The following is a 20,191-nucleotide window of genomic DNA, read 5'->3' on the forward strand; positions in this document are numbered from 1 at the left end:
GTCCCGCCCCCCGGTACACATCTTCCAGCATTCGGGATGGGCGAGATTCAGCAGGCTCTCAGGCTGCACCCATGCTGCGGTCAACTCCGCTGCCTAGGGTCGAAGAATGATCGACGAGCGGCGACGGACCCGGTGGATCGACCAGCCTTCCTTCCTCAGCCGGCCCGACCTGCGTCTCGGCGCCCGCAGCAACCGGCTCGGCCGGCCCGGCGCCGCCGCCGTCGACCGGATCAGCGTCCGGCACACCGTACGCACCTCGACCGCCGAGTACTCCTTCCTGCTCAACGCGCCCGCCTGGCTCGGCCGGCGAGGCGTTGGGGAGGCGCTGCGGGACGCGGTCGCCGAGCTGCGCGCCATCGACCTCACGTACGGGCCGAACCAACCGGACAGCCTGGTGTCGAAGTTGCGCCGGGGCGAGATCAGTCCCGGATCGTACCCACCGCTCGCCGACCTGGTGGAGCGCTGCGCCGCGATGCGAGCGGCGACCGACGGGTGGTTCGACGCCTGGGCGGTGCCGGGCGGCTTCGACCCGGGCGGCCTGCTCGGCGGCTGGGCCGTGGAGCGCGCCACGGCCCGGCTGCGCGCGGCCGGCGTCCACGACTACGCCGTGCTCAGCGGCGCTGACGTCACCGTACGCGGCTACGCGCCGCACGGCGGTCCGTGGCGGGTCGCCGTGCACCATCCGACGGACGCGCAGCGCGCACCGCTGATGCTGGAGATGACGGCCGGCGCGGTGGGCACCTCCGGGGTGACCGGACGCCAGGGACACGTGGTCGACCCGCACACCGGCGAACCGGCCGAGCAGCTCGTCGCCGCCACCGTGGTGGGCCCGGACCTCGCGGTGGCCGACGCCTACGCCACCGCCCTCTACGCCGCCGGACCGGTCGGGTTGGCCTGGTTCCGCGACGGCTCGGACTATCAGGTGCTCTGCGCCGACCGGCGACGCTGAATCACCCGCGCGGCCCGCGCCGCCCCGCCCTCGTTTCCGGGGCACGATCCGCGATCGGCCCCCACGGTCGCGGCAACAACCGTGGGAGCCGGTCAGCGACGAGTGCGCGTGGCTCGCGCAATCGAGGGGTGCGGGCCGGCAGGCCGGACGCCCGACCACGCCACCCGAAGACGGGCCGAAGTCTCAACTCAGCCAGTGACCGCACGAGTACGCTAGCGAATCGGCGCAACTCGACGCAAGAGTCTCCACAGCGGACTGTCTTCGCACCCGGATCCGCCATCCCTGGACCGACCTGCGGCGCGGCAGGGATGACGGACAGGTGCCGGAAATGGCACGCTGTCCGCCGTGAGTTTCGATCTGAGCGTGTGGGCCATGCCTGCCGGCGCCACACCCGAGCAGGTGCGGGCGGCGGTGCAGCGGTGCCGCGAGGGGTGGCACGGCCAGCAGCACCCCGACCCGAGGGTGGTCGGCTTCTACCGGGCGATCACCGCCGCGTATCCCGACCGTCCGACCGGTCCGGGCACCCCGTGGGAGGTCACCCCACTGCACGCGGCCAGCGACCACATCGAGCTGAACCTCGTGCCGACCTGCGAGGACCAGGTGCTGCTCGACATCGAGCGGCTGGCCGCCGAGCACGATTTGATGCTCTTCGACGCCCAGGACGGCACGGTCTATCCACCGCCGGCTCGCGTCGCTCCCTGACCGACCGCGGGCGGATACGACGAGGGGCCCGGCCTGCCGGCCGGGCCCCCGATCCGTCGGATGTGGACTACTCGTCGCGCAGGTCGGCCGCGCTGGCCGCGACCGCGCCGATCGACTCGGCGGCCGAGCTGAGCAGGTCGGCGCCGAGTGCCTGGTCAACGGTGAGCGTCATCAGCGTTTCGCCACCGGCCTCGCGACGGGCGACCTGCATGGCGGCGATGTTCACCCCCGCCGCGCCGAGCAGGGTGCCCACGGTGCCGACCACGCCCGGCCGGTCGGCGTAGCGCAGGAAGACCAGGATGCCCTCCGCGCCGATCTCGACGTCGAAACCGTCCACTTCGGTCAGCTTGAGGACGTCGCGGGCGCCGGCGTGAGTCACGGTGCCGGAGACGCTGACCGTCCGGCCGTCCGGCAGCGCGCCGCGTACGGTCACCAGGTTGGCGTGGTCGACCGTGTCCGCCTGGGTGGTCAGGGCCACCTCGACGCCACGCTCGGCGGCCAGGTGCGGCGCGTTGACGTAGGTGACCTGCTCCTCCACCACGGAGCTGAACAGCCCCTTGGTGGCGGCGAGCTTGAGCACCGACACGTCGTGCGTGACGATCTCGCCGCGCACCTCGACGGTGACGCTGGCGGCCACCCCGCCGGCCACCGCGGTGAAGGCCCGACCGAGCTTCTCGGCCAGCGGCAGCAGCGGTCGGACGTCCTCGGCGACCACGCCGCCGGCCTGCACGTTGACCGCGTCCGGCACGAACTCGCCCTGGAGCGCCAGCTTGACGCTCTTTGCCACGGCCAGGCCGGCCTTGTCCTGCGCCTCATGAGTGGAGGCGCCCAGGTGCGGGGTGGCCACCACGTTGTCGAAGGCGAACAGCGGCGAGGAGGTGCAGGGCTCCTTGGCGTAGACGTCGACGCCGGCACCGGCGACCCGACCCTCGGCGATCGCATCGGCCAGGGCCTGCTCATCGACCAGGCCGCCGCGCGCGGCGTTGACGATCCGGACGCCCGGCTTGACGATCGCCAGCTCCTTCTCGCCGATCAGGCCCACCGTCTCCGGCGTCTTGGGCAGGTGAATCGAGATGAAGTCGCTCTCCCGCAGCAGCTCCTCCAGCCCGACCAGGCGGACGCCGAGCTGCGCGGCGCGGGCCGGCTGGATGTAGGGGTCGTACGCGATCAGCCGGGTGCCGAAGGCGGCGATGCGCTGCGCGAACAGCACACCGATGCGGCCGAGGCCGACCACGCCGACGGTCTTGCCCTGGAGCTCCACGCCGGTGTACTTGGACCGCTTCCACTCGCCCGCCTTGAGCGCGGCGCTGGCGCTGGCCGTGTTGCGGGCCACGGCGAGCAGCAGCGCGACGGCCTGCTCGGCGGCGGAGACGATGTTGGAGGTGGGCGCGTTGACGACCATGACGCCACGCGCGGTGGCGGCCGGCACCTCGACGTTGTCCAGACCGACGCCGGCGCGCGCGACGACCTTCAGGCGCGGCGCGGCGGCGATCGCCTCGGCGTCGATCTGGGTGGCGCTGCGTACGATCACCGCGTCGGCCTCGGAGAGCGCGGAGAGCAGGGCCGGACGATCGGTGCCATCGACGTGACGCACGTCGAAGTCGTGCGCGAGCACCTCGATGGCGGCGGGGGCGAGTTCTTCGGCGATCAGTACGACAGGATTCATCGGTCCTCGTAGACGCTCGTATGTGGTCGGCCTTCGGCGACGGGACGCCGCGCTGCGCCCCACGCTGGTCGGTGCCATGGCCGTCAGTGCCGGATTACGCACCTAGGAGGATCGTAGGGGGCCGTCCCGGCAGCGTGTCCCAGAGTGCGTGGTGAGTGCCCTCACACACGATCGAACCGGGGACCAGGCAAGATCCGCGCACGTTCGGGGAAGTTGCTGCCTCCCGGCGTCGGGAGACAGCAACTTCCCCGAAGTTGTGCGCCTCAGGCGGCGGGCGTCAGGCGGTTTCGGTGATGGGGCGGTCGACCCAGCTCATCATGGCGCGCAGCTTCTGCCCGGTCTCCTCGATCGGGTGCGCCGCGCCCTCGGCCCGCCACTTGACGAAGTTCGGCCGGCCGGCCTCGTCCTCGGCCACCCACTCGCGGGCGAACTCACCCGACTGGATCTCGCCGAGAATCTTGCGCATCTCCTCCTTGACGCGGGAGTCGATGACCCGGGGGCCGCGGGAGAGGTCACCGTACTCGGCGGTGTCCGAGATGCTGTAGCGCATCCGGGCGATGCCGCCCTCGTACATCAGGTCGACGATGAGCTTCAGCTCGTGCAGGCACTCGAAGTAGGCCACCTCGGGGGCGTAGCCGGCCTCGGTGAGCACCTCGAAGCCGGTCTGCACCAGCGCGGCGGCACCGCCGCAGAGCACCGCCTGCTCGCCGAAGAGGTCGGTCTCGGTCTCCTCGGTGAACGTGGTCTTGATCGCGCCGGCCCGGGTGCCGCCGATCGCCTTCGCGTACGCCAGGGCCAGGCCGAAGGCGTTGCCGCTGGCGTCCTGCTCCACGGCGACCAGGCAGGGCACGCCCTTGCCGTCGACGTACTGGCGGCGGACCAGGTGGCCCGGCCCCTTCGGGGCCACCATCGCCACGTCCACGTCGGCCGGGGGCTTGATCAGGCCGTACCGGATGTTGAAGCCGTGGCCGAAGAAGAGCGCCTTGCCGGCGGTCAGGTTGGGCGCGATCGACTCCGCGTACAGGGCGCGCTGAGCGGTGTCCGGCGCCAGGATCATGATGACGTCGGCCTCGGCCGCCGCCTCGGCCGGCGTGAGCACGCGCAGGCCCTGCTCCTCGGCCTTCGGCCGGCTCTTGGAGCCGGCGGGCAGGCCGATCACCACGTCGACGCCGGAGTCGCGCAGCGACAGCGCGTGGGCGTGGCCCTGGCTGCCGTACCCGATCACGGCGACCTTGCGGCCCTGGATCAGGCCCAGGTCGGCGTCGTCGTCGTAGTACACCTCAACGCTCATGACTTCCCTTTCGTACGGCGGTGCCCGTCGGCCCGTCGTGGACTCGTGCGGTGGTTGCGGCGGCGCGTGGGACGCCGGGTCAGGTGGGTCAGGCGGCGCGCAACGAGGGGCCGGCGGTGATCGCGCGCGAGCCGCGCCCGATCGCCACCGTGCCCGACTGCACCATCTCCTTGATGCCGAACGGCTCGAGGTCGCGCAGCAGCGCGTCGAGCTTGTCGGGGGTGCCGGTCGCCTCGATGGTCAGGGTGTCCGGGCCGACGTCGACCACCCGGGCGCGGAACAGGTTCACCGTCTCCAGCACCTGGGCACGGGCGTTACGCTCCGCGCGGACCTTGACCAGCAGCAGCTCCCGGGCCACCGAGACCTGCGGGTCCAGCTCGACGATCTTGAGTACGTTGACCAGCTTGTTGAGCTGCTTGGTCACCTGCTCCAGCGGGGACGACTCGGCGTTGACCACGATGGTGATCCGGGAGACGTCCGGGTTCTCGGTCTCTCCCACCGCGAGGCTGTCGATGTTGAAGCTGCGCCGGGAGAACAGACCGGAGACCCGGGCCAGAACACCCGGCTTGTTCTCCACCAGCACGGACAGGGTGTGCAGGTTCATTTAGAGTTCGTCCTCGTCGAAGGCGGGGCGGACGCCCCGGGCGAACATGATCTCGTCGTTGCTGGTGCCGGCGGCGACCATCGGCCAGACCATGGCGTCCTTGCCGACCACGAAGTCGACGACCACCGGGGCGTCGTTGATCGCCATGGCCGCCTCGATGGTCCGGTCCACGTCGGCGGCGTTCTCGCAGCGCAGGCCGACACAGCCGAGCGCCTCGGCGAGCTTGACGAAATCCGGGATGCGGTGCTTGTGGGTGCCCAGCTCGGTGTTGGAGTAGCGCTCCCCGTAGAACAGGGTCTGCCACTGCCGGACCATGCCCAGGTTGCCGTTGTTGATCACGGCGACCTTGATCGGGACGCCCTCCAGCGCGCAGGTGGCCAGTTCCTGGTTGGTCATCTGGAAGCAACCGTCGCCGTCCACCGCCCAGACCGTGGTGCCCGGCTTGCCGACCTTGGCGCCCATCGCCGCCGGGACGGCGTAGCCCATCGTGCCGAGGCCGCCGGAGTTGAGCCAGGTGTGGGGCTTCTCGTACGAGATGAACTGGCTGGCCCACATCTGGTGCTGGCCGACGCCCGCCACGTAGATCGTGTCCGGGCCGGCGATCTCGCCCAGCCGCTTGATCACGTACTGCGGGGAGAGGGTGCCGTCGGCCGGCTCCTCGTAGCCCAGCGGGTAGCGCCGGCGCAGGTCGTCGAGCTGAGCCCACCAGTCGCCGAGATCGACGGCCGGCCGGGCCGCCCGCTCGGCGGTGACCGCGGCGATCAGCTCGTCGATCACGTGCCGGGCGTCGCCGACGATCGGGACGTCCACGTGCCGATTCTTCCCGATCTCGGCGGGGTCGATGTCGGCGTGCACGATGGCCGCGTCCGGCGCGAACGAGTCCAGCTTGCCGGTGACCCGGTCGTCGAAGCGGGCCCCGAGCGCCACGATCAGGTCGGCCTTCTGCAGGCCGTAGACCGCGGCGACGGTGCCGTGCATGCCGGGCATGCCCAGGTGCTGCCGGTGCGAGTCGGGGAACGCGCCGAGCGCCATCAGGGTGGTGACCACCGGGATGTCGGTCTGCTCGGCCAGCCGACGCAGGCCCTCGGTGGCACCGGCCTTGAGCACGCCGCCGCCGACGTAGAGCACCGGTCGGCGGGCGTTGGTCATCAGCCGGGCCGCCTCGCGGATCTGCTTGCCGTGCGGGTGCAGGGTCGGCCGGTAGCCGGGCAGTTCGAGGGTGGGCGGCCAGGCGAAGGTGGTCTGCGCCTGCAGGACGTCCTTGGGGATGTCCACCAGGACCGGGCCCGGCCGGCCCGTCGCGGCCAGGTGGAACGCCTCGGCCAGCACCCGCGGGATCTCCTCGGCGGTCTGCACCAGGAAGTTGTGCTTGGTGATCGGCAGGGTGATGCCCTGGATGTCCGCCTCCTGGAAGGCGTCCGTGCCGATCGCCGGCCGCGCGACCTGACCGGTGATCGCCACGATCGGCACCGAATCCATGTACGCGTCGGCGATCGGGGTGACCAGGTTGGTCGCGCCCGGACCGGAGGTGGCCATGCAGACACCGACCTTGCCGGTGGCCTGGGCGTAGCCGGTGGCGGCGTGCCCGGCACCCTGCTCGTGGCGGACCAGGATGTGTCGGACGCTGGAGTCGTAGAGCGGGTCGTAGGCGGGCAGGATCGCGCCGCCGGGGATGCCGAAGACGACATCGACACCGAGCGCCTCGAGCGACCGCACCAGCGAGCCGGCGCCGGAGACCGGCGCGGGGCCGGGCTGCCGCGCGGCCGGGGCGGCCCCGTTGCGGGCGGTGGAGGCGTGGTCGGCGACGCCGGCCGACTCGGCGCCCGGGCGGGCTCGCCGGGCGGAGTTGGCGAGGGTCTCTGGCGTAGGTCTCGTCATGGCGGTTCAGGCCTTCGGCTGGAGTGGGTGATGCGCTTCTCAGGATGGAACGCGAGCGTCCCGGTGGTGGTCCGATGGCAACAAAAACGGCCCACGTGCAGATGCACGGGGCCAGCGCACTCTCGATCAGCAGAGAGTGCGCTCAGGTAAGTACTCGCAGAGACCGGTTCGACGACATGCGGCTAAGCCTGACGCATCTCACGCGCTGAGTCAACTGATCCCACATTTTGGTTAACGGGCGTCGGCCGGCTACCCCGCGGCGCACCCGCGACGTCCGGCTCCACCGGCGCGGTTCCCTCCCTGGAGAGACGCGGCGCGGGCACCGGCGACGCCGAGGTGGGACGCGCGCCCGGCGAGGTGGCCGCCTCCAACATCGCCTCCAGGTGCTCGGCCGGCACCCCCCAGCCGAACAGCGCACCCTGCCCGAACCGGCACCCGGCGGCGACCACCGCAGCCAGCTCGGTGGGGTTGGTGACGCCCTCGGCGATCACCTCCAGGCCGAACTGGTGGCCGAGGCGCATGACGATGTCCACCATCGGGGCGAACGCCGGGCCGTCCCGACCGACCGGGCGCACCGGCTCGTGCTCGGCGACCAGACTGTGGTCAATCTTGAGGATGTCGATCGGCAGCCGGCGCAGCTGCCCCAGCGACGAGTAGCCCGCGCCGAAATCGTCCAGCGCGATCCGCACGCCGGTGAGCCGCAGCGCGGCCAGCCGTCGGATCAGCTCGTCCAGGTCGATGGCGACCGCGTGCTCGGTCACCTCCAGCACCAGCCGCTGCGGCGGTACGTGGTGGGCGCGCAGCGCGTCGGCGACCTGGACCACGTACTCCGGGGCGTGCAGCTCCCGCGGCGAGACGTTCACCGACACCCAGACGTCGTGCCCGTCGGCCAGCCAACGGGAGAGCTGGTAGCAGGCCTGGTGCAGCACCCAGGCGCCCAGCTTCGAGATCATCCCGCACTCCTCGGCGAGGGGGATGAACTCGTCCGGACGGACGTTGCCCAGCTTGGGATGGTGCCAGCGGAGCAGCGCCTCGGCGCCGACCGGGCGGACCGACGGCAGCGACGCCACCGGCTGGAAGGCCAGCCGCAGCTCGTCGCGCTCGATCGCGCCGCGCAGCTCGTGCTCCAGCAAGGTGCGCCGGCGCAGCAGCTGGTCGTACGTGGCGTCGTAGCGCTCGATCCGGTTCTTGCCCCGCTGCTTGGCGTAGCGCAGCGCCAGGTCGGCGTTGCGCAGCAGCAGCGCGACGTCGGTCTCGCCGTGGTTGCCGGCCACCCCGATACTGACCGAGAGGAAGACCGGCCCGTCCGCCTCCTCGTACGGGCGGCCGAGCACCCCGAGCAGCCGTTCCGCGACCGGCCCGGCGTCGTTCGCGCCGTGCATCAGCACCGCGAACTCGTCACCGCCGAGCCGGGCGGCCAGGTCACCCGGGCGCAGGTTGCCGCACAGCCGCTGACCGACCTCGACCAGCACCGCGTCGCCGACGTCGTGCCCCCGCATGTCGTTGACGTTCTTGAAGCCGTCCAGGTCGAGCCCGAGCAGAACGCACGGCACGCCGGCCTCGGCGCAGCGGTGCAGCGCGCGCAGCAGCCCGCGCCGGTTGGCCAGGCCGGTGAGCGGGTCGGTGTGTGCCAGCTCGCGGAAGTGCGCCTCCCGGGCGGCCAGCCGGCCGGCGTAACCCCGGACGTCGTTGAGCGCCAGATACTGCCGGGCCACCAGGGCGAAGCCCTCGACACTGCCCGCGACGATGCCGAAGGCGTCGAACCTGCCGCCCTGGCTCAGGTGGTACATCGCCGAGGCGGCCATCGCGAACATCGGCACGAAGGCGTACTCGCCGTCGCTGCTGATGAGGTCGACGTCGACCTGCCCGGGCAGGTCGACCCGGTGCGCCGCCGCGGTGGTGGCCAGCAGGCCCGCGGCCAGCACCGCGGCGCCGGCGAGGGCCAGCACCGGGCCGGCCTGACAGAGCCCGGCGGACAGGCCCAGCCCGCCGCCGGTCACCCCGGTCATTCCGGCGCCGAGCAGGGCGAACCGCCCGCGCGGCGGAGCCACCCGCACCACCATGATCAGGATCAGCCCGGCGGTGAGCGCCGCGCTCAGCGTGGCCAGCACGACGGGTACGCAGGCCACCGGGGTGAGCGGGCCGAGCAGCCGGGTCGGCTCGCTGAACACCACCCAGCCGACGAACCAGAGCGCGCTGCCCATGATCACACCGTCGAGCAGCAACCGGGCGGTGCCGGCCCGGGTGGTCGCCGCGCCGGGCAGGCGGAGCAGGGCGGCGCCGAGTATGAGCCCGCTGAGCGTGCCGCCCACCGAGACGAGCGTCGCCCAGCCGGTGCGCTGCCCCTGCCGGTGGGCCCAGTGATCCCCGGTGGCCAGCACGGCGGTGACCCCGACGAGGAGGCTGAACAGCGCGATCCCGGCGGCCACGGCGAGCAGCACGTGGGTCCGCCGGTGCGGCCCGACCCGGCGACGGGCCGAGGCGGCGAGCAGCGCGGTGGCGCCGGCTGCGGCGAGCCCGCTCAGGGCCGCGACGGCGACCACGCCCGGGGACGAATGCACGACCTCAACTCTGCCGGATGGGCGCACCCCGAGGGGTACCGGGTGTGCAACTGTTGGGACACGGCCCGCGCGCACACGGGGCCGGTCGGGCGGCGGTGCCACACTGGTAGTCATGCCTGAGCTGCGGTCGAGAACCTCCACCCACGGTAGGACGATGGCCGGCGCCCGCGCCCTGTGGCGGGCCACCGGGATGACCGACGACGACTTCGGCAAGCCGATCGTCGCCATCGCCAACAGCTTCACCCAGTTCGTGCCCGGCCACGTACACCTCAAGGACCTCGGCGGCCTGGTCGCCGACGCGGTGGCCGAGGCCGGCGGAGTGGGTCGGGAGTTCAACACCATCGCGGTGGACGACGGCATCGCCATGGGCCACGGCGGCATGCTCTACTCGCTGCCCAGCCGGGAGCTGATCGCCGACGCCGTCGAATACATGGTCAACGCGCACTGCGCCGACGTCCTGGTCTGCATCTCCAACTGCGACAAGATCACTCCGGGCATGCTGCTGGCCGCGCTGCGGCTCAACATCCCGACCGTCTTCGTCTCCGGCGGCCCGATGGAGGCCGGCAAGACGGTGGCGATCGAAGGGATCGTGCACTCCAAGATCGACCTGATCGACGCGATGATCGCCTCGTCCAACGAGGCGGTCACCGACGACCAGCTCGGCGAGATCGAGCGCTCGGCCTGCCCCACGTGCGGCTCCTGCTCGGGCATGTTCACCGCCAACTCGATGAACTGCCTCACCGAGGCGATCGGGCTGGCGCTGCCCGGCAACGGATCGACGCTGGCCACCCACGCCGCGCGCCGGTCGCTCTTCGTCGAGGCCGGCCGCACCGCCGTGGAGATCGCGCGGCGTTGGTACGACGCCGACGACGCCTCGGTGCTGCCCCGCTCGATCGCCAACCGGGCCGCCTTCGAGAACGCCGTCGCGCTCGACGTGGCGATGGGCGGCTCGACCAACACCGTGCTGCACCTGCTCGCCGCCGCCCGGGAGGCGGAGCTGGACTTCGGCGTCGCCGACATCGACGCCATCTCCCGGCGGGTGCCGTGCCTGGCCAAGGTCGCCCCGAACTCGCCGAACTACCACATGGAGGACGTGCACCGGGCCGGCGGCATCCCGGCCATCCTCGGCGAGCTGGACCGCGCCGGTCTGCTCCACCGGGACGTGCACGCGGTGCACTCCCCCAGCCTGGCCCAGTGGCTCGCCGACTGGGACGTGCGGGGCGGCTCGGCCACGCCAGCGGCCGTCGAGCTGTTCCACGCCGCGCCGGGCGGAGTGCGCACCACCGAACCGTTTTCCACCACCAACCGCTGGTCCTCACTGGACACCGACGCGGCCGGCGGCTGCATCCGGGACCGGGAGCACGCATACAGCGCCGACGGCGGGCTGGCCATCCTGCACGGCAACCTGGCGCCGGACGGCTGCGTGGTCAAGACCGCCGGGGTGCCCGAGGAGTGCCTGACCTTCCGCGGGCCGGCGAAGGTCTACGAATCGCAGGACGACGCGGTCTCGGCGATCCTGGCCAAGGAGGTCGTCGCCGGGGACGTGGTGGTGATCCGGTACGAGGGCCCGAAGGGCGGCCCCGGCATGCAGGAGATGCTCTACCCCACCTCGTTCCTCAAGGGCCGTGGGCTGGGCCGCTCGTGCGCCCTGCTCACCGACGGGCGGTTCTCCGGCGGCACCTCCGGCCTGTCCATCGGCCACGTCTCCCCCGAGGCGGCCTCCGGGGGGCTGATCGCCCTGGTCGAGCCGGGTGACGAGATCGTCATCGACATCCCAAGCCGGTCGATCGAGCTGAACGTGCCCGACGACGAGCTCCAGGCCCGCCGGGTCGCGCAGGAGAAGCGGGACCGCCCATACACCCCGACCGACCGGCAGCGACCGGTCTCCGCAGCCCTGCGCGCGTACGCCTCGATGGCCACCTCGGCCAGCGACGGCGCCTACCGCCGCGTACCCGAGTGAAAGGAGGGGCCCCCTGTTAACGCCTACGGCATAGCAGGGGCCCCCTCTTAACGCCTGACCCCCGGTAGGGTCGCGCGGCGTGGAGACGACCATGAGCTACGCGCGACGGATCCGGCCGGTCATCGACCGGGTGTACGTGGGTGCCCGCTGGGCGGCCCGGGCGAGGTTGGAGACGTTCTACGCCGAGCGGGGCGCGGACCTCGGCGCCGAGAGCAGCTTCTTCTCCGGCCTGCTGGCCCGGCCGATGCCGGCCGACGCGCTCGCCGACGGGCTGGTCTACACCGACGGCGACATGAGCGCGGAGCTGGCCCAGGGCGTGCTGACGGTGGACGCCGAGGGCACCTGGCACCTCACCGAGCTGGGCCGGGAGTTGGCGCTGTTCGCACAGCGGGCGACCGGCGAGGCCGCCGAGGAGCTCTGGTCCTCCGGACCTCCGATGCTTCCCGGCCTGGCGTCGGTGCCCCGGCTGGCCGAACTGGTCGGCCGGGTGCTGACGCACGGCATGGTTACCGGCGGGCCCGCGTTCCACGCCATGACCCCGGCGTACGAGCCGGCCGACGCCTCCCCGGCGATGCTGCTCACCACCCGGCTCGGCTCGCTGCGCCACCACCGGGCCGACGCGCACCGGGCCGCGTGGCGGGCCGCCGGGCTGACCGCCGAGCAGATCACGGCGCTGCCCGACGGGCCGCAACGCGTTGCGATCGAGGCCGAGACCGACCGACTCGACGCGCCCGCGTACGCGGTGCTCACCGAAAATGAGCGGGAGGAACTGCTCGCCGGCATGGGTGCCCTGCCAGGTTAGGGCCGGCGGGCAGCGGGCCGGTCAGGGTCCAGCACGCCGGACCCGGTACGTCACATGCGTGGCCTCCGGGGTGTCCGCGGTGTCCAGGTGTGCCAGCTCCGGGCCGGCACCGTCGAACAGGGCGGTGCCGGACCCCAGCAGGAGCGGGACGATGTGCAGCCGTAGGCGATCGACCAGACCGGATCGCAGCGCCTGCTGGATGATCGACGCGCCGCCCATCACGTGGACCCGCTTGTCGCCGGCCACGGTCGAGGCCGCTTCGATCGCGGCGGCGACTCCGCCCGTCACGAACGTGAACGTGGTGTTGCCCTTGCGCACCACCTCGTGCGGTCGGTGGGTCACGACGAAGACCGGCATCCGATAGAAGCCGTCGTCGCCCCAGCCGCCGGTCGCCTCGTACACCGACCGGCTCGTCACGACGGCGCCGGACGCGGCGAACGTCGCCTCGCTCAGCCGCCGTCCCTCGTCGTGCTCAAGCCACGCGTGCAACCGCTCGCCGCCCCTGCCGAAGCCGGGCCACCGGTCCAGGTCGGGCCCGGTCACGAACCCGTCCACCGACATCGAGATGTCAACCTCAACAACTGCCATGACCGGGTAGACGCACTCCGGCCGGAACGTCATCGACGATCTGGCCGGCTTTCTTCGTCGGTAGAGGTATGAACGTTGCTGTGGACGCCACGAGGTTCGCGGAGCTGACCCGCCGGCACCGCCGCGAACTGCGGGCCTACTGCTATCGGATGCTCGGGTCGCTCGACGCGGCTGAGGATCACGTGCAGGAGGTGTTCCTGCGCGCGTGGCGGTCCAGGGACGCGTTCGAAGGGCGTTCCAGCGCCCGAACCTGGCTGTACCGAATCGCCACGAACGCCTGTCTGGACACCCTGCGGCGCACCACCCCGCCGCCACAGCCGTACCCGGATCAGCTGCTGGACGAGCGCCCCGGCCCGGAGACGGTGGCGGTCGGCCGAGAGACGATCTCCCTGGCGTTCCTCGCCGCGATCCAGCTGCTGCCTGCCCGCCAGCGGGCCGTGCTCATCCTGCGCGACGTGTTGTCCTGGTCGACGAACGAGGCAGCCGAGCTGCTCGACACGAGCGTGCCGGCGGTCAACAGCGCTCTGCAGCGGGCCCGGGCGACGCTGCGCGGGCGGTGGCCGGGCGGTCGCCTGGAATGGTCGCCGGCGGGCGTTCCCGACCCGGCGCAGCGCGAGCTGTTGGCGCGGTACATTGACGCGCACGAGCGGGCGGACCCGCAAGCCCTGGTCGACCTGCTTTGCGAGGACATCCGGCTGACCATCGAGCCGGGCATCGGCGAGTGGACCGGCAAGGCCGCTGTCGGCCGGGCGTTGCGCCGGGACATGAACACCCCGGGCCAGTGGCGGATGCTGCCAACGGCCGCGAACGGCCAGCCGACGGTCGCCGCCTACGTGCGCGGTGCCGGCGACACCGAATTCCGCGCCTTCGCGCTGATCGTGCTGCGCCCGGTGGCGGGCCTCATCGCCGCCATGGACGTGTTCGAGACACCGGGCCTGTTCGCCGCCTTCGGCCTCCCGGCGCATCTGGGCGACCCAATTCAGCCTGGCGGGCCGAACTGACGGGCCACGACCTGGCCGACGGGCCGGAAGGCGCGGCGATCGAGGCCGAGAACGACCGACTCGACGCGCCCGCGTACGCGGTGCTCACCGACAACGAGCGGGAGGAGCTACTCGCCGGCCTGGGCGCGCCGCCGGGCTGAGCGAACGGAGAACCCTTGTCCCCAAGAGCGCCTCAAGGCAGTCAGGCATCTGACACAACGCCGCGTCGCATCGATTACCGCCCGTATCGGCAAGCTCAGGTTGAACGTCTGTCAACAAGAGACGCCAGACGGCCGCCCCAGCGTCCCGCGCGGCCATCGGCTGGTATGCGAAAGTTGAGTTACTCAGGCCATTTTCCACACGATTCGCCAGGTAGCTTCTCATCGACCAGCGCTATGAGGAGACTCTGTATGTCCGAGGAAACTTGGCTTGCCGCCCGTTTGATTCCTACGTCCGGCATCAACGGGGCCGAGGAACAGGAGCGCCGAGCGACCTCTGCCCTGCTTGCAGTGCTGAGTGCCGTGCGGGAGTTCGGGCGGGTCGTGACGCAATCGGTAGGGGCTCCGGCAGGGACTGTGCAAACCTACATCGAGGTGCCCTTCAAGCTCGGCGACCGGCAGGTGTTTCCAGACGGCTTGATCAGAGTGAGCCGCGGGCAGCGCCAGTGGACCGCACTGGTCGAGGTGAAGACGGGTAACAACACGCTGAAGACCGAGCAGCTTGAGGCGTACCTTGATGTGGCTCGCGACCAGGGCTTCGATGCTCTGATCACTATCTCGAACGAAATCGCCCCGGTCGCCGGTCAACATCCCACGCAGGTCGACAAACGCAAGCTGAAGAGGGTCGCCCTTCATCATCTCCCGTGGACCGAGATCCTCACGCACGCCGTCGTGCAGATGGAGTATCGGGGCGTGGCAGACCCCGATCAGGCGTGGATCCTGGGGGAGCTGATCCGGTACCTGGAGCACCCCCGGTCCGGCGCCCTGGAGTTCAGCGACATGGGAGCGGCATGGGTTCAGGTGCGAGACGCGGTCTCGGCGGGCACGCTTCGCGCCAGTGACAGTGGGGCGGCCGAGGTTGCTGGTCGCTTCGACGCTTTGATCCGCTACACCTGTCTGCGGCTCGGCAGGCACCTCGGCACTGAGGTGACGCCAGCCTTGAGTCGACGAGATCTCGCTGATCCTGGCGCACGCACTCAATCCCTGGTAAGCCAGCTCGCCTCGGCCGGAACCCTCGCCGGCGGCATAAAGATCCCCGGCTCGGTCGGCACCCTGCACGTGACAGCAGACCTGCGTGCGGGGCAGATCATCTGCCATGTGGACGTTGATGCTCCGCGCTCCGGCAAGCCGACCACCCGTGTCAACTGGCTCGTCCGCCAGCTCAAGGATGCGCCGGAGGCGACTCGCGTTGAAGCCTTTGCCATGCATGCTCGCGGAGGAGGTGCCGCTGAGCTACTTCGCAAGGTCAGGGAGGATTCATCGGTCTTGGTCACTGACCCGACACGAGAGCTCCGGGCTTTCCGCGTGGCCCGGTCCACGACCGCCGGCAGCAAGCGCGGCAGCGGCCGTGGCGCGTTCATCGATTCCGTACTCGATGCGGTTGACGACTTCTACGAGCAGATCATTCAACACCTCAAGCCGTGGATGCCGACGCCTCCACGTCTCCGCAGCCCTGAGGAAGTTCAACCAGCGGAACCCGTTCCGGCGAGCCTCATCTCCACCGCAATCTCATCTCAGGACAGCCCAGACCTGGGCACGCATCCGGAGTAGTCGCGGCGGCAGAGGTAGGCCGATCGCCGATCACCGTTCGACAGAGCACACCGACAGGTCAAACATCGGCTCCTCAATCGCCTTCAGCAGCGGCCGGGACGCTTCGTGTTCGGGCTTGACATGCCGGCCGAGCACCACGATCGCCACCGACGAGGCGCCGGCTGTCTTCAGCGCGTGGGCCAGCGACTGAGCCCGCGACCCGGTCGTCCAGGTGTCGTCGAGGACCAACGGCCGTACTGGGCCGACCCGGTCGGGAATCCGGACGGCGAACCAGTCGCGCTGGAAGTGCCGGACCTCGGGCCCGTAGCGGGGGTCCGGCACAGCGTCGAGCCAGGGCAGCCCAAGCCGGTCCTGGATCAGCTCCTGAAGCGCGTGCGGGCCGGCCTTTCCCCGGGTGCTGGGCACGGCGACGGCATGGGTCGGTGGTCCGCCAAGACGTCGGGACAGGCAGTCAATGTGTTCCCGGAGAAACAGGAGCAGCAGCGCGAGCAGGTTCCACTTCGCCTGCGCAGACGCCGGCGTCGACTTGTACGAACGCAGGTGGTGGTGATGCTGGCCCGTACGCCGCGAGTACGAAATCGGCACGACGACATCGGCGAGCACGCCCCGGGACTCGGTCTGGTGCTCCTGGCAGGGGTAACAGAGGGCGAACCCGGGAGAGCGCACGCCTCGGCAGACGGGGCAGATCCACGGCTCGGCGGGTAACGGGTTGCGCAGGTAGTTCCGCTGGGTTTCGACGTACTCCCGGATCCTGGTCCAGGGTTCAGAGGCTGGCGAACTCAGGGAAACCCTCCAGTTCGGCGACGGCCGGCACCCGCGCGAGGATGGCCTCCACGGCCTCCATCAGCTCCGCCGTGCCGTGGGCTACCTGGACCCCGGGCCGGTCGGCGAACGCGCGCGCCCAGTCGTGCCGCATCACCTGGCCAGTCAGGACCACAGGGCGGCCGTGCTGAAGGGCGAGCCGCGCCTGGATGCGGGCACCGCTGCGTTCGCCGGCCTCTACGACCACGGTTGCGGCAGAGTAACCGCTCATCACCGCGTTGCGCATCGGGAAACTCTGCTTCGTCGGGGCAGAGTCCGGCCAAAATTGGCTGATCACCAGCCCCACCTCGGCGATGTGCTCCTGAAGCGGGCGGTTGGCGGCCGGATAGTGACGGCGGATGCCAGTGCCGATGACTGCGACGGTGCGACCGCCCGCAGCGAGCGCCGCCTGGTGGGCCGCTGTGTCGATGCCCTTCGCGAGGCCGCTGACCACCGTCACGCCCCGGCGGGCCAGCGAGGTCGCCACCGAGCCTGCGATCTCCAGGCCTCGATCACTGGCCTCGCGGCTGCCGACCACGGCGATGGCGCGAGCATCGGGCCGCAGGTCGCCCCTGGTGAACAGCAGCGGCGGCATTTCCCGGATGTCGCGGAGCTGAGCCGGATAGTCGTCGTCGAAGAAGGCCAGCACCGTGACGCCCTCGGACTGCCACGCCGCGAGATCGTCGGCCGCGGCCTCGACGAGCGCGTCCACGCTGCGCTCGTCGGGGAGGAGGGTGTCCACCTGACCGACAACCCGCCCGAGCACCCGCAGCGCGCTGCCGTCCTCCTGGACGTCGTGCGCGACGTCAGACCAGTTCAGGTTGGGCTGGCGCAGCAGCGCGACCAGCGCCGCTCGCTCCGCCGTCGCCCGATCCATGGCCCCGATCGTAGTGGCCCTCCCCGGCCCGCCGTCCTGCTGGCCACGCCATGGCAGCGGAGTAACCCGACGAGCCTCGGACCTTTCCCACACCGGTCGAACATATGTTCCCTCAACTCGCACGTCAACCGTAGATGCGCAGGTCGGGAGCATCGGCGAGGATGTCGGAACCGGCGTCGTCGTGGCGGTGAACGGTGCAGCCGGCTCGGATGAACCGGAGCGTGACGGGCCGGCCGGCGTGTTCGGCGGCGAGCCGGAGCAGTGCGGGCACCGGGTCGGCGACCGGCTCTCGGGCCGGCGCGCCGGGCACTGGCAGCGGCTCGGCCGGGTCGGTCGGGACCAGCCAGGCCAGGTCGTCGGCCAGGTGGGTCAGGCAGTCGTCGAGCGCCGCCGCCAGGCTGGGCCGGGTGGGCAGGTCGTCCGGGTGCACCCGGGCGTCGCGTGACCGTACCTCCACCGCCCAGTAGCGGCTGTTCGGCAGGCGCGGGTGGTCGGCGTGCTGCCGCAGGTCGAGGAGACTGACGTGCAGCGCCAGGTCCAGGCCGACCACGAGCCGGATCAGCTCGGCCAACGGCGGCACGTCGGGCCGGACGGCGGTGACGATGAGCCGGCCGGCGGGGAGCCCGTGTCCGGCCCGGCGCACGTACTCCCCCACCGGGTCGGCTCCGGACCAGGGCAGGGTGACGTACCCGTCACGCAGGTCGCGTGGGATCGCGTGGCCGCCGTCCGCCTCCGCCAGGTCCTCCGGGCGTACGCCGAAGACACGCGCCCAGGCCCCTAGCCGGTAGCGTTCGGGGAGCTGGACCACCGACTGCTCGCCCGGGGCGGTGGCCACCTCGCGGGTGGCCTCCGGAGCACCGGCCTGCCAGGCCAGGTGCACCACCCGATGCCGGAGGTCGGTGAGGGTGACCAGCAGCGCCCGGTGTAGGCGGCGGGTGCCGCCGCAGGTGGCGCAGCGCAGCGCCGAGCGGCAGTCCGGGCAGGGACGACCGGGCGTCGGTCCGCCGAACCGAGACGGGTCGGGCGGCTCGACGACCCGGTGCAGGGTCAACCGGGTACGGCCACCCATCTTCAGCGCGGACCGGCCGGGCGACACGTCGACGGCGTGCCGCAGACCTGTGTGCCACCAGCGGCCGTCGCGCCACACCGCCTGGGCGCCGGGCCGGTCGGTACCGTCGGTCGGCTCGACCAGCTCGGCGAGGACCCGTCGCTCGATCCCACCCACCGGCCCGGCCGGTGACGGACACGGCCGAAGGGCCTGCGGCACCTCGCCAGGGCACCGCAGGTCGGGGTCGAGCAGCCGGGCCGGGGCGGTCAGCCCCCGGTCGGTGAGACCGGCCAGGGCCGCCGGCACGTCGGTACGGATCAACGCGGTCGCCAGGTCGGGGCTGCCGTCCACCGGGCCGTCCGGGACGGGCGAGCCGGGCACCTCGTAGCGGATCGTCCAGTGCCCTCGGTCGCCGTGCCAACGAACCGCCACGACCAGGTCGAGCAGGAGCAGGTCGGCCAGGCCGCAGAGCTGGCCGAGCCGAGCGGCCGGGTCCACCGGGGCCGGCAGGGCCGTCCCGCCCAGCCAGAGCCGCCACGGGCGGCGGGCCGCCTCGGCGAGGGCCTCCGCCGCCAGGGCGTACCGGTCGGCGGCGGGCAGCTCGGGCCGCCAGGCCGGTGGGAGGCGCACCAGCAGCGGTTCGGGGTCGAGCGCGGCGGCGACGGTGGCCGCGAGGTCGCGTACCCGGGGAGTCAGGTCGGCCACCCCGCCACCCGCCGGGTCCGGACGGGCGTCGAGGTCGGCGGGCGTCACCCGGTGGGAGGCGACCGCGCCGGTGTCCCGGTTGGCGACGGTGAGCAGGAGTTGCGCGCGGCGGCGGCCCCGCCAGTGGCAGCGCGGGCAGCCGGTGCCGGGGCACTCCGGGCAGGTGGTCACGTCGCTCATCGCGGGGGCCTCGGCGAGCAGGGCCCGTCGTGGTCGACCCGGCGCACGCAGCGGCGGCGGTCGGGCAGCGGCAGGTCGCAGAAGACCTGATGCCGTACGCACTGCTCGTCCTCGAGGCTGACGGTGATTCCGGTGGCGTCCACCTCGGTCAGGAAGCTCACCGAGCGGGCCAGCGTGCCGGCGAACCGGCGGGCGGCGGGCAGGTCGGCCGCGCTGAACGGCAGGTGCGCCACGAAGCGTTCGCTCATCGGGCACCTGCCAGCCGGCGCCGGGCGGCCTCGGTCTGCCAGTCCCGCAGGGCCGTCCTGATCCGGTCGGCTTCCGTGTGGGTGCGGGCCACCTCGGCGTAGAGGGCGGTCAGGTCGTCGGCGACCCGGTCGAGGAACTGCCGTACCTCGGCGGCGTCCACTCCCCGCCGGCCGCGCGGGGTAAAGAGCCGGTCGCGGACCTGCCAGGGCCGCAGCGGTCCGGCCGCCCTGCTCCGGTACGCGGTCCCGCGCGGCGTCCCACCGCCCGCCGTTGCGTCGCCCGGCGTCGGGTGGCTCGGCCGGACGGATTCCGCGTGGGATTCCCAAGATTTACCCGCTGCGCGGCAGCCAATTGCCGCAGCCCACCGAAGAAATGCGCGCACGAGGTCACCCACTCCTTTCCGAAGTTGTGATAACGAACCTGAACCCGCCGGTCAGGACGATGCGGGACGACGGCGCGGCGGTCGACGCGGGGCAAGCGGAGACCGCCGCACCAGGGCCATCCTGCGACCGGATCAGCAATGGTGCAACATTCTTCGGCCCCGTTTCTTGACTTATTTCTGCCTAACAGTTAGGCCTTCC

At 71.8% G+C, this 20,191-nt stretch carries 16 protein-coding genes and 1 pseudogene; 6 read left to right on the forward strand and 11 right to left on the reverse strand.

The window, feature by feature from the left end; all coding sequences use genetic code 11:
* The first annotated feature begins 106 nt into the window (after positions 1–106).
* Together ABZ671_RS19695 and ABZ671_RS19700 are read left to right on the forward strand one after the other, a co-directional pair.
* Positions 107–949 carry an FAD:protein FMN transferase gene (locus tag ABZ671_RS19695; protein ID WP_357859748.1) on the forward strand — a complete coding sequence of 281 codons (843 nt, stop codon included), beginning with the start codon at positions 107–109 and terminating at the stop codon, positions 947–949.
* 345 nt (positions 950–1,294) lie between these two features.
* On the forward strand, positions 1,295–1,651 hold the full coding sequence (locus tag ABZ671_RS19700) for a hypothetical protein (RefSeq protein WP_357859750.1): 357 nt from the start codon (positions 1,295–1,297) through the stop codon (positions 1,649–1,651).
* Positions 1,652–1,718: 67 nt separating this feature from the next.
* On the opposite strand, the gene serA is transcribed toward ABZ671_RS19700, so the two are convergent.
* From serA to ABZ671_RS19725, 5 genes and pseudogenes are all read right to left on the reverse strand, one after another.
* Positions 1,719–3,317: a phosphoglycerate dehydrogenase gene (gene serA, locus ABZ671_RS19705; RefSeq protein WP_357859753.1), complete on the reverse strand. Its 1,599-nt coding sequence runs from the start codon at positions 3,315–3,317 to the stop codon at positions 1,719–1,721.
* Between the two features lie 277 nt (positions 3,318–3,594).
* Positions 3,595–4,626: pseudogene (gene ilvC / locus ABZ671_RS19710) on the reverse strand (ketol-acid reductoisomerase); the annotation flags it as partial.
* Positions 4,627–4,696: 70 nt separating this feature from the next.
* Positions 4,697–5,212, reverse strand: a complete 516-nt coding sequence (gene ilvN / locus ABZ671_RS19715) for an acetolactate synthase small subunit (protein ID WP_357859756.1) — start codon at positions 5,210–5,212, stop codon at positions 4,697–4,699.
* Positions 5,213–7,090, reverse strand: a complete 1,878-nt coding sequence (locus ABZ671_RS19720; protein ID WP_357859759.1) for an acetolactate synthase large subunit — start codon at positions 7,088–7,090, stop codon at positions 5,213–5,215.
* A 182-nt stretch (positions 7,091–7,272) separates the two neighbouring features.
* Entirely contained in the window at positions 7,273–9,651 is a 2,379-nt protein-coding gene (locus tag ABZ671_RS19725) for a bifunctional diguanylate cyclase/phosphodiesterase (protein WP_357859761.1), read from the reverse strand.
* Between the two features lie 112 nt (positions 9,652–9,763).
* Here ABZ671_RS19725 and ilvD point away from each other — a divergent pair, with 112 nt between their 5' ends.
* Both ilvD and ABZ671_RS19735 read left to right on the forward strand, forming a co-directional pair.
* On the forward strand, positions 9,764–11,611 hold the full coding sequence (ilvD, locus tag ABZ671_RS19730) for a dihydroxy-acid dehydratase (protein ID WP_357859764.1): 1,848 nt from the start codon (positions 9,764–9,766) through the stop codon (positions 11,609–11,611).
* 91 nt (positions 11,612–11,702) lie between these two features.
* The gene (locus tag ABZ671_RS19735) at positions 11,703–12,413 is read left to right on the forward strand and encodes a hypothetical protein (RefSeq protein ID WP_357859766.1); all 711 of its coding nucleotides are present in this window, start codon (positions 11,703–11,705) and stop codon (positions 12,411–12,413) included.
* A gap of 21 nt (positions 12,414–12,434) precedes the next feature.
* Here the strand turns inward: ABZ671_RS19735 and ABZ671_RS19740 are convergent, their stop codons facing one another.
* Positions 12,435–13,034, reverse strand: a complete 600-nt coding sequence (locus tag ABZ671_RS19740) for a dihydrofolate reductase family protein (protein ID WP_357859768.1) — start codon at positions 13,032–13,034, stop codon at positions 12,435–12,437.
* A 47-nt stretch (positions 13,035–13,081) separates the two neighbouring features.
* Between ABZ671_RS19740 and ABZ671_RS19745 the strand changes: the two genes are divergently transcribed.
* Both ABZ671_RS19745 and ABZ671_RS19750 read left to right on the forward strand, forming a co-directional pair.
* Positions 13,082–14,002 carry a sigma-70 family RNA polymerase sigma factor gene (locus ABZ671_RS19745; RefSeq protein ID WP_357859771.1) on the forward strand — a complete coding sequence of 307 codons (921 nt, stop codon included), beginning with the start codon at positions 13,082–13,084 and terminating at the stop codon, positions 14,000–14,002.
* A 389-nt stretch (positions 14,003–14,391) separates the two neighbouring features.
* Positions 14,392–15,750, forward strand: coding sequence for a stress response protein (locus tag ABZ671_RS19750; protein WP_357859774.1), 1,359 nt, complete (start codon positions 14,392–14,394; stop codon positions 15,748–15,750).
* Positions 15,751–15,780: 30 nt separating this feature from the next.
* Here ABZ671_RS19750 and ABZ671_RS19755 read toward each other — a convergent pair whose 3' ends face one another.
* The 5 genes from ABZ671_RS19755 to ABZ671_RS19775 form a co-directional block, all read right to left on the reverse strand.
* Positions 15,781–16,416, reverse strand: coding sequence for a phosphoribosyltransferase (locus ABZ671_RS19755; protein WP_357859776.1), 636 nt, complete (start codon positions 16,414–16,416; stop codon positions 15,781–15,783).
* A 97-nt stretch (positions 16,417–16,513) separates the two neighbouring features.
* Positions 16,514–17,428, reverse strand: coding sequence for a DNA-processing protein DprA (locus ABZ671_RS19760; protein WP_357859779.1), 915 nt, complete (start codon positions 17,426–17,428; stop codon positions 16,514–16,516).
* Positions 17,429–17,552: 124 nt separating this feature from the next.
* Entirely contained in the window at positions 17,553–19,361 is a 1,809-nt protein-coding gene (locus tag ABZ671_RS19765) for a hypothetical protein (protein WP_357859782.1), read from the reverse strand.
* Positions 19,358–19,609, reverse strand: coding sequence for a hypothetical protein (locus ABZ671_RS19770; RefSeq protein ID WP_357859785.1), 252 nt, complete (start codon positions 19,607–19,609; stop codon positions 19,358–19,360). The genes ABZ671_RS19765 and ABZ671_RS19770 overlap by 4 nt, the downstream gene beginning before the upstream one ends.
* On the reverse strand, positions 19,606–19,824 hold the full coding sequence (locus ABZ671_RS19775) for a DivIVA domain-containing protein (protein WP_357859849.1): 219 nt from the start codon (positions 19,822–19,824) through the stop codon (positions 19,606–19,608). The genes ABZ671_RS19770 and ABZ671_RS19775 overlap by 4 nt, the downstream gene beginning before the upstream one ends.
* Positions 19,825–20,191: the final 367 nt, after the last annotated feature.

Origin of the sequence: Micromonospora sp. NPDC006766, from assembly GCF_040636055.1 — a bacterium.
Lineage (GTDB): Bacteria > Actinomycetota > Actinomycetes > Mycobacteriales > Micromonosporaceae > Micromonospora.